The sequence below is a fragment of the Microcystis sp. M049S2 genome (assembly GCF_020245625.1).
In the GTDB taxonomy this organism is placed as follows: domain Bacteria; phylum Cyanobacteriota; class Cyanobacteriia; order Cyanobacteriales; family Microcystaceae; genus Microcystis; species Microcystis ichthyoblabe_A.
On record NZ_JADBUN010000064.1, the window covers coordinates 54,887 to 64,244 of the forward strand.

Consider the following 9,358-nt stretch of genomic DNA (forward strand, 5'->3'; position numbering starts at 1 on the left):
CGGCAATTCCTAATTTTTCCCTGATAACATAGCTATTTCCCTCTATAAGCAATGGGAATTTACCTTTAGCACTTCTCAAAAAAACATTTTTAGATTCCATCCTACTCGGTCAATCCCTATCTACACAACCCCAGAGATTTAAGAGAGCGTTATCTTGATGTTCCCCGCCAGCTTAGGTCAGGTTTCTGCCAGAGAAAATATAGTCAAACGAGGATAAAAATTTACTATGAACTCAGAACAAGAAATCAATACTCCCCAAAACGTTCCGGCACCAACACCATTTCCTAATCAGTCAGGAGTGATGCCCTCATTGCCGCCCACAGATGCCGGCCGGGGAGCGCCCCATAATCAAGGTGGAGTCAGTCCCTTCATGCCACCCCCCTTACAGGGAGATAACGAACCACCGCCCCATCCCCCCGACGGTACACCCTTGCCAAATGTCTGGATTTATGAAGGAGAAGCCTATGATCTCACGGAATTTATTGCCAAGCATCCGGGGGGACAATTTTTTATTGGACGTACCAAGAACAGAGATATAACCACAATTGTCAATATCTTTCATCCCAATCCTGAAAGAGTCAAAAAAGTCCTGCAAAAATATTCCCTTGGACAACAGGGAAGACCAGAGCATATTCATCCTAAATACAACGCTCCTGCCTTCTTATTTAAAGAGCATTTTAATGGTTGGCGGGATACTCCTCGCTATGATTTCCGCAACCCAGAACAATTGCTTAATAAGATTAAAGCCAGAGTTTACTCTCCAGAATTTAAACAGAAAGTGGCCCGCATGGATTTTCTTTTTAATGTTATCAGTATCTGTCTTTTTCTTATCTATTTTGTAGTGCAAGGGCTGTACTTAGAGGCCAGACAGTATATGCCGATTTACCTATTTGTGCCTCTCATCGCTATGCTAAGAATTGCCCTAGCAGGGGTAGGTCACTACCTAATTCATCGGCCACAAGTGGGATTAAACAAGGTATTTGCCAATATTTTTGATATTAACTACGTTCCCCTCGCTTTAGTAGTAACAGACGGTCATACTTTACTGCATCATCCCTTTACTCAGACCGATGTTGATATCAAAAAGAATGTTTTCACCTTCATGTTAGAATTGCCTCGTTTTTATCGAGTGCCAGTACATACATTCCATAAAATAGGCCATGTGGTTACGGGAATGTTTGTTCGCATTATGGAATTATGTATCCTCGCTTTTAAAGCAGGTGTTAAGGATATGTATGGCAGTTGGCAGATGGGATTACCCCATTTTTTGGGTAGTTTTGGTATTCACTTATTACTATTAATCGAACTGGTTATCTTTTGTCTGTACGGTCAGTTTTGGGCTTGGTTAGCGCAGTTTTTCCTTACCCTCTGGATTAGCACTTTTATGATTGTGGCTAGTCATGATTTTGAAGCCGAAGAACCGCCAATAGATCCTATGGCACCACCTCAATGGGAAACCCAAGATTGGGCGGTTATGCAGATTAAAAATTCCTACGATTTGACTATGGTAGGTAATAAGTATATTGACTGTTTTCTCTCGGCGGGCCTGGCTCCCCACCGGGTGCATCACGTTCTTCCCCAACAAAAAAGTGGTTTTGCCAATATCATCAGTGAAGATATTGTCCGGGAAGAATCGGAAAAATTCGGAGTTGAATGGGTGGCACCTCAAAACTTCTTTTTTGATCGCCTACCAGTGCTAATTAAACACTATCTAGCCGTGCCATCGCGATTAGCCAAAGAGAAAGAGTTGGGCTTATTGAAAGAACATTTTCACCCGCAAGCATTAAGAACAACCCTAGACTACATTGTCAAAGGTTGGGCTGGTATTGGTTCAATTTGAGCCGACAAAAACCAGAAATTCTGTCGGAAAGTTTCGGGAGAATTATTCGGCATCTTGCAGATATAATCAAGACCTAGACTTTTACCTAGCTTTCCAGGCAATTAGTTGATAGAAACCCTACCTATAATACCCAAACTGGTTCTGATATTTGCCATGCAATCTTCTCAGTTTTTACCTGTCATTGAAAGTCTCGCCACTGGCACTCCGGGCAATCTTGTCCGACAAACGGATGCCGCTAAATTTTTAGCTAATCTCAAAGGTCTAGAGAAGAATCAACACCGTATCGAAAAAATCTACGAACATACCCGGATTGACACTAGGCATCTAGCGATTAATTTATTAACCGAAGAAACTGTTAACTTTAGTCGAGAAAAGGGAACTATTGAACAACGAATGCAAATGTACGAAAAATATGGGCTTCCCCTAGCAGAAGATGTGACGAGAAGAGTTCTTTTAGCCGCATCGGAGCAACAGAAAAAGCATAATCCTTTGAGTACAGAAAAGATCGAAGATTCTATTGGTCTAATCGTATTCGTCACCAGTACAGGTTTTGTGGCTCCGGGTATAGATGCTCAATTAATTAAAAGTTTAGGACTTCGACGCAACATTGCTAGAGTGCCAGTTAATTTTATGGGTTGTGCAGCCGCAATGAATGGTTTACGAGTAGCCTGTGATCATGTAAGAGCTAACCCCGAACACAAAGCTTTAGTAATTTGTTTAGAATTAAGTTCTATTAATGCCGTTTTTCAAGATGATTTAAATGACATTATCATTCATAGTATTTTTGGTGATGGTTGTGCGGCAGTAGTAATCGGGGCTTACGAACCAGAACAAATACAAGTCCGAGGAAAATTTATCATTCGGGATAATTTTAGTTATCTGGCTGAAAATACCGAAGACGGCATTACCTTAGGCATTAGAGACAATGGTATTACCTGTCTGCTGTCCCGTCAATTACCTGATTATATTGAGTCTGGTGTCGGTCGAATTATTACTAATTTTCTGAATAGTCATCAAATAACCAAGGAAGATATTGATTTATGGATGGTTCACCCCGGAGGGACAAAAATTATTGAAAAAGTGCAACTTTCCCTAGATTTAAATGATGAACAAGTGGCCGATAGTTGGGGAGTTCTCCGTCAATACGGCAACCTACTTAGTTGTGCGGTTTTATTTGTAATGGAACGCATGATCTTAAGATTAGAACAAGGATGTGGGACGCAAGCTCTTAAACCAAATAAGAGCGGAGTTACTCGTAAAAACGCCGCATCTTTGACAGGTTTAGCCTTCTCTTTTGCCCCAGGGGTTGGTATTGAAGGAATTCTCCTAGAGAAGATTTAACCCCACTCTTGAAAATCTGTCACCCGACAGGAGGACAAACTTAATGGAATTTTTGAGATTTTTGCTGGCCATATCCTGGAAACATATCACTATTGCTATCGTAGCAGGTTTAGTTAGCGGTGTTGGCAACGCTCTTTTAATTTCTTTGATTAATCGAGAAGTCCATGAGGGTCATGCGGTCAATGCTCTACAATACTTTAGCATCTTGGCCATATTTATTATAGTGACCAGCATGATCTCGCAATTTATGCTGATTTTTCTCTCACAGAATGCTATCTATGAACTGCGAGTGAAATTGAGTAAAAATATTTTGTCCTCTCCTTTAGAACATCTAGAGAGACTGAAAGAAAATCGTCTTTTGGTTAGTTTTACCGATGATGTTCACACCCTAACTCATGCAGTGGCATCCGTGCCGAGTATCTGTGTGGATTTTGCTACAGTTGTCGGCTGTTTCGTTTACTTTGCTTGGCTATCTAATGCCCTTTTCATCTTAACGATAGCTTCTACTGTTAGTGCCATCTGGTTTGTGCAAACGATCCTGAATAAAGCCGAACGTTTATTTTTTAAGTCTAGGGAAGAAGAAGACACCCTATTTAAGCATTTTCAAGCCTTGATGAGCGGCATCAAAGAACTCAAGCTCAATCAGTCCAAAAGGCAGGCTTTTATGGAGAGGGAATTGCAGAGTAGTGCCGTCCAGCTTCGGCAACTAAATACCAAAGCGATGAAAAGATTTGCGATCGCTAATGGGTTTGGACAACTATCTCAGTTTCTCAGTTTGGGATTTATTCTGTTCATTCTACCTTTGTTTTTAAACATTCCTTTAACGATGTTGGCCGCCTATGTTTTAATTGGTACTTTCATCGCCTTGCCAATGCAGAATCTGCTCAATCGCATTCCTGAATTAGTCCGGGGAAATATTGCCCTGCGAAAAATTGAAAGGATGAAATTATCTCTCTCTAGTCTCTCGGAAGCAGATACCCTAGTTTTATCCATCAGTCCCTCCTGTCAACTACAATTTCAAGCTGTCACCTATCTCTATCACCCAGAATTACCACCTTTCCCCCCCGAAGGTTTCCCCGAAGGCCATCCACCTTTCCCCCCCGAAGGTTTCCCCGAAGGCCATCCACCTTTCCCCCCCGAAGGTTTCCCCGAAGGCCATCCACCTTTCCCCCCCGAAGGCCTTTCTCAAGGTTTTGCCCATAGTTTACCGCCACTAGCACCAGAATCCCCCTCTTCCGAAAGGAAACTAATTCCCTTTCCATCCCATCCCCCCTATTCTCAAAAAGGCAACCCACCACCACCGCCAAGGGCAGATGAAAAGGGGTTTCTGCTCGGACCAATTAGCTTTTCTTGGCAACCAGGGGAACTGATCTTTATTATTGGCGGCAATGGCAGCGGCAAGTCAACTTTAGCTAAACTAATTACAGGACTATACCCACCCCTATCGGGAGCAATTTACCTCAATGGTAAACGTATTACCCAAGATAATGTGGAGTGGTATCGTCAACATTTCTCGGCAATTTTCTATGATTTTTACTTATTCGATAGTTTTCTTGGTTGTGATCGCCCCAATCTCGATCAAGAGGTAGAAAATTATCTGATGCAACTGCAATTAGCCCATAAAGTTACGGTCAAAAATGGAGTTTTATCCACCACAGAACTATCTCAAGGACAAAGGAAACGACTGGCTTTATTAACAGCCTATTTAGAGGATCGTCCTATCTATGTGTTTGATGAATGGGCCGCCGACCAAGAACCCCGTTTTAGGGAACTATTCTATAAACAGATACTGCTACAACTGAAAGAAAGAGGAAAAATAGTTATTGTTATTAGCCATGATGAGCGCTATTTTCATCTAGCCGATCACATTATTAAGCTCGATTATGGTGCCGTGGAATCGGAACAGACTGTTCAACCATCAGGTTCTCTCTAAATTAACCCACCAGTTTCTTACTCACTATGTCAGATAGTTCCTCCTTCCAAAAAGTTAACAAACAGCCCGCAATTAGCTGGGTATTGGGATTACTAACTCTATTTTTAGCCATTGGTGGTATTGTTCTCGCCTATCGTCAGTTTGGGCATACCCCCCACCGGGATAGTTCCCGTCCGCTGCCTGTAGCCGTGGAACAGACGGATCTAACGATCATCGTTTCCGCTAATGGCACTGTGGAACCGGAAAAAGTGGTTAATGTTAGCCCTAAAACAGCAGGAATTTTGAAGGAACTGCTAGTAGATGAGGGTTATACTGTCAAAAAAGGACAGATAATTGCTAAAATGGACGATTCTGATTGGCAGGGTCAATTATTAGAATCCCAGGGCAAACTAGCGGCAGCCCAAGCTAATCTCCGCAAACTAATCGCCGGTAATCGTCCCCAAGAAATCGCTCAGGCCCAAGCAAAACTGGAAGAAATAGAAGCAAACCTACAAAAACTGATGGCTGGTAATCGTTATCAGGAAATTGCCCAAGAAAAAGCTCGTTTAGAAGGGTTAAAAGCCATTTTCAAAAAATCTGATGATGAATATCGTCGCAATCAGCTACTTTTCAACGAGGGAGCCATATCTCAACAGACTTTAAACGAAAAACTGGCAACCAGGGATAGCGCCCAGGCTGCCGTGATTGAATCCCAAGAAAAGCTATCTCTCCTTAAAGAAGGAACTCGCTCGGAAGAAATTGCTCAAGCAAAGGCGGAAGTGAGAAATCAACAACAGGTCTTAGACCTTCTCCAAGCAGGAACAAGACAGGAGGAAATCGATCAAGCACGGGCGGAGGTGACTACTGCTCAGGGTTCTCTACAAAATGTCAAAACTCAGATTGAGGATACCATCATTAAAGCCCCCTTTGACGGGGTGGTTACTTTTGTCTATGCTGAACCGGGGGCCTTTGTGGCTCCTACTACGACCGGCAGTTCGGTATCTTCGGCCACTTCTTCCTCGATTTTATCCCTGGTTTCACAAAATGAAGTGGTCAGCAATGTAGCAGAAAAAAACATTGATAAGATCCGGGTTGGGCAAAAGGTGACGATTACAGCCGATGCTTATCCAGATAAAGTATTTCATGGACGAGTCTCTCTGATTGCCACCCAGGCAACGGTAGAACAAAATGTCACCAGCTTTGAAGTGAAAGTGACCCTAGAAGAAAAGGCGGCCAGGGAATTGAAAGCGGGAATGAATGTTTCTACCGATTTCCAAGTCGGCCAACTGAAAAACGCTTTAACCGTACCCACTATTGCCGTTACCCGTCAGAACGAGCAAACCGGTGTTTTTGTCGGCGCACCTAACCAACCACCCCGATTTGTCCCCATTACCACTGGCGTTACTATCGGCAATCGTACCGAAGTCAAAAGCGGACTCGATGGCTCCGAACATATCTTAATTAATCCACCTTCGGACACCCGACCACCCCAGGGTTTTTCTTGGCAAAGTCTCTTTGGTGGTGGGGGGAACGAACCTGCTGCCGGTGGCCCTCCCCCCGGGGCCCCACCACAGGGAGCCTCACCCCCCCCAAGTGGGCCGCTCTAATCATTCCTATTGTCAACCTTGGCAGATGTTTTCAGCGGAAGGATTGACGTTGTATGATCAGTAGGCTTGTTGACAATCCCCGAAGCGCTCAGGCGAGGGATTCTTGAAGCTCATCACCGCGCTTTCTGGTTTCCCCTACTCACGTCTTACACGATTATGTCCTATCCGAACCTACTAGAATATCACTTGTTATCTAGTTGTCCACTTGTGGATAGCTCTCCAAGCGTTTTGGTCTTTCAACCAAGATTCGGGTATGCCCTACCCTATCTGCCTTACGGCAAAATGTTTTTAGTTTATTTCAGCCTTGGAAAAGACTTACTCCCCTGTTTTAAGAGTTTTCGGGTGGCTCTTGTCTTCTTTTTTCTCCTCAAAAGTGCCGTACTATTGCAACGGGATTTCCACGATGTGAGCGGCATTTCAACCTGTTGACTCTTAGATTTTAACACAACTGTTTAGAGTTGTGCTTCGTGTCACTGAGCCTTGACATTGAGCCTTGACATTGAGCCTGTCGAAATGTGTCGAAATGTGTCGAAATGTGGACACTGAGCCTGTCGAAGTGCTGTTCTATATTGGTCGGCTTTTCATCTCCGAGGTAAAACCGAGGGTTTCTTCAAGCCGACATTTAAGGTAAATGCAATACAGATCAGAATCTATTGTTTGATGGATATCCCCTCTCTACTCCACAGGGCAGAAAAGGCCCTACTCCCCATCTTTTCGGAAATTGACGCACAGGTCAAGGAAAATCTCCGTAAAGTCCTCGCTGCTTTCCGTGAAAACCGCGTCGGGGTGCATCATTTCGCCAGTGTTAGCGGTTATGGTCATGATGACTTGGGACGGGATACTTTAGATCAAGTGTTCGCCCACGCCCTGGGGGCCGAAAAGGCGGCGGTGCGGGTACAATTTGTTTCAGGAACCCATGCGATCGCCTGTGCCTTGTATGGGGTTCTCCGACCAGGGGATGAGATGTTAGCGGTAGCCGGTGCGCCCTACGATACCCTAGAGGAAGTAATTGGAATTAGGGGCAGTGGTCAAGGCTCTTTAAAGGATTTTGGCGTTAGTTATCGCCAATTAGAGCTAGATTCTACTGGTGCGATCGATTGGTTGGCTTTAGAAACAGCAGTTAAACCCCAAACCCGTTTAGTACATATTCAAAGATCCTGCGGTTATTCCTGGCGATCGAGTTTGTCTATTGACGAAATCGAGAGAATTGTCCGTATAGTTAAACAACAAAACCCGAATACGGTCTGTTTTGTCGATAATTGCTATGGAGAATTTATCAACACCCAAGAACCCACCAACGTGGGGGCAGATCTAATGGCCGGTTCTCTAATTAAAAACCCCGGAGGTACAATCGTCACGGCCGGGGGATACATAGCAGGTAAAGCGGAATTAGTGGAAATGGCCTGCTATCGTCTGACAGCACCGGGGATTGGTAGCGAGGGAGGGGCAACTTTTGACCAAAATCGTCTTCTTTATCAGGGATTGTTTCTAGCGCCGCAAATGGTGGGAGAAGCGATGAAAGGCAGTCATTTAATTGCCTATGTGGGCGATAAGTTGGGTTATCCGGTCAATCCTGCCCCTTTTGTGCCTCGACGCGATATTATTCAAGCGATTAAACTCGGTTCCCCTGATAAGCTGATTGCCTTCTGTAAAGCCATTCAAGCCTATTCTCCCATCGGTTCCTACTTGGATCCCGTTCCTGCCCAAATGCCGGGCTATGAGAGCCAAGTAGTGATGGCTGGTGGCACGTTTATCGATGGTAGCACCTCGGAATTCTCCGCCGATGGACCCTTACGGGAACCCTATATCGTTTTTTGTCAGGGGGGAACCCATTGGACCCATATTTCTCTAGCTTTAGAACAAGCGATCGCTGCTTTAATGAATGGTTCCCCTCACCTTCCTTCTCTCCCTTAGTTAAAGTTTGCTAAAAAAGTTTTTCTTGGGGATAGATAGGTTTTGGGGTGTTAGGGAATTTAGCTAAAATTTCCCCATCTCCCTAAATCCCTATCTCCTAATACCAATAGACATCTCCAAAAATTTATAAGTCAGTCACAGCAAGGAAGAGAGGCAGATTAGACCAAGAGTCAAAATTAGCTCTCAAAACCGATTAATCAGGGTTTAAAGAGACAAAATCCAATTTTGACCGAAAAATATGCCTAATTATAACTGGAATTCCCCGTTGACAAAAAGCCATAACCTGTGCTGTAGAAGGGATTAAGAGAATTTCCGCCGCCCCGTTACTGGGTACAAATTAGGGAAAATCCCAATAAATCTAACGCTTTTTGTTGCAGTTGAGTCGGTCGAGTTATCTTAGAAAAACGATAACTTTCCTCTCTAATCGTACATTCCACTGTATTCAAGCAAATTGTCCCCAGGTCTTCCAACAAAGTCCGAAAGCTATGCACAGGAAAGTTCTCTTGATTCCGTTTTTTTCTCTCTTTAGATTGCACCGATTCACTGCGACTCGCCTTAATCACATTCAGAGAACCATCATCAATTTCTTCATCCTCAAATAACAAAGGAGCCAAAGACTGTTTTAAATGCCATTCCACATAATAAGCCAACATACATAAAAAGATATGAGCTTTGACTCTATCACCCTTATAATGATAGATAGGACGTACCTTTAAATCAATTGACTTATAACAGCGAAATGCC

Annotated in this window: 5 protein-coding genes and 1 pseudogene; 5 read left to right on the forward strand and 1 reads right to left on the reverse strand. The window is 43.7% G+C overall.

The features are described from left to right. Positions 1-226: 226 nt before the first annotated feature. The 5 genes from IM496_RS05540 to IM496_RS05560 all read left to right on the forward strand — a co-directional run bounded on the left by IM496_RS05540 (position 227) and on the right by IM496_RS05560 (position 8,614). A complete protein-coding gene (locus tag IM496_RS05540) occupies positions 227-1,840 on the forward strand; it encodes a cytochrome b5-like heme/steroid binding domain-containing protein (protein ID WP_287661495.1) in 1,614 nt (537 codons plus the stop codon). 153 nt (positions 1,841-1,993) lie between these two features. After that, positions 1,994-3,181: a type III polyketide synthase gene (locus tag IM496_RS05545; protein WP_287661496.1), complete on the forward strand. Its 1,188-nt coding sequence runs from the start codon at positions 1,994-1,996 to the stop codon at positions 3,179-3,181. A gap of 43 nt (positions 3,182-3,224) precedes the next feature. Next, complete coding sequence (locus tag IM496_RS05550; RefSeq protein ID WP_287661497.1) at positions 3,225-5,114, forward strand: ATP-binding cassette domain-containing protein; 1,890 nt, start codon at positions 3,225-3,227, stop codon at positions 5,112-5,114. Positions 5,115-5,140: 26 nt separating this feature from the next. Beyond that, positions 5,141-6,700 carry an HlyD family secretion protein gene (locus IM496_RS05555; protein WP_287661499.1) on the forward strand — a complete coding sequence of 520 codons (1,560 nt, stop codon included), beginning with the start codon at positions 5,141-5,143 and terminating at the stop codon, positions 6,698-6,700. Positions 6,701-7,360: 660 nt separating this feature from the next. Further along, positions 7,361-8,614, forward strand: coding sequence for a methionine gamma-lyase family protein (locus IM496_RS05560; protein ID WP_194013696.1), 1,254 nt, complete (start codon positions 7,361-7,363; stop codon positions 8,612-8,614). Positions 8,615-8,937: 323 nt separating this feature from the next. On the opposite strand, the pseudogene IM496_RS05565 reads toward IM496_RS05560, so the two are convergent. Next, a pseudogene (locus tag IM496_RS05565) lies at positions 8,938-9,358 on the reverse strand (IS1634 family transposase); the annotation flags it as partial.

Bases quoted from the DNA above. Each gene is read 5' to 3' on its own strand.
- IM496_RS05540 (WP_287661495.1), top strand. From the start codon at position 227: ATGAACTCAGAACAAGAAATCAATACTCCCCAAAACGTTCCGGCACCA.
- IM496_RS05550 (WP_287661497.1), top strand. From the start codon at position 3,225: ATGGAATTTTTGAGATTTTTGCTGGCCATATCCTGGAAACATATCACT.
- IM496_RS05555 (WP_287661499.1), top strand. From the start codon at position 5,141: ATGTCAGATAGTTCCTCCTTCCAAAAAGTTAACAAACAGCCCGCAATT.
- IM496_RS05545 (WP_287661496.1), top strand. From the start codon at position 1,994: ATGCAATCTTCTCAGTTTTTACCTGTCATTGAAAGTCTCGCCACTGGC.
- IM496_RS05560 (WP_194013696.1), top strand. From the start codon at position 7,361: ATGGATATCCCCTCTCTACTCCACAGGGCAGAAAAGGCCCTACTCCCC.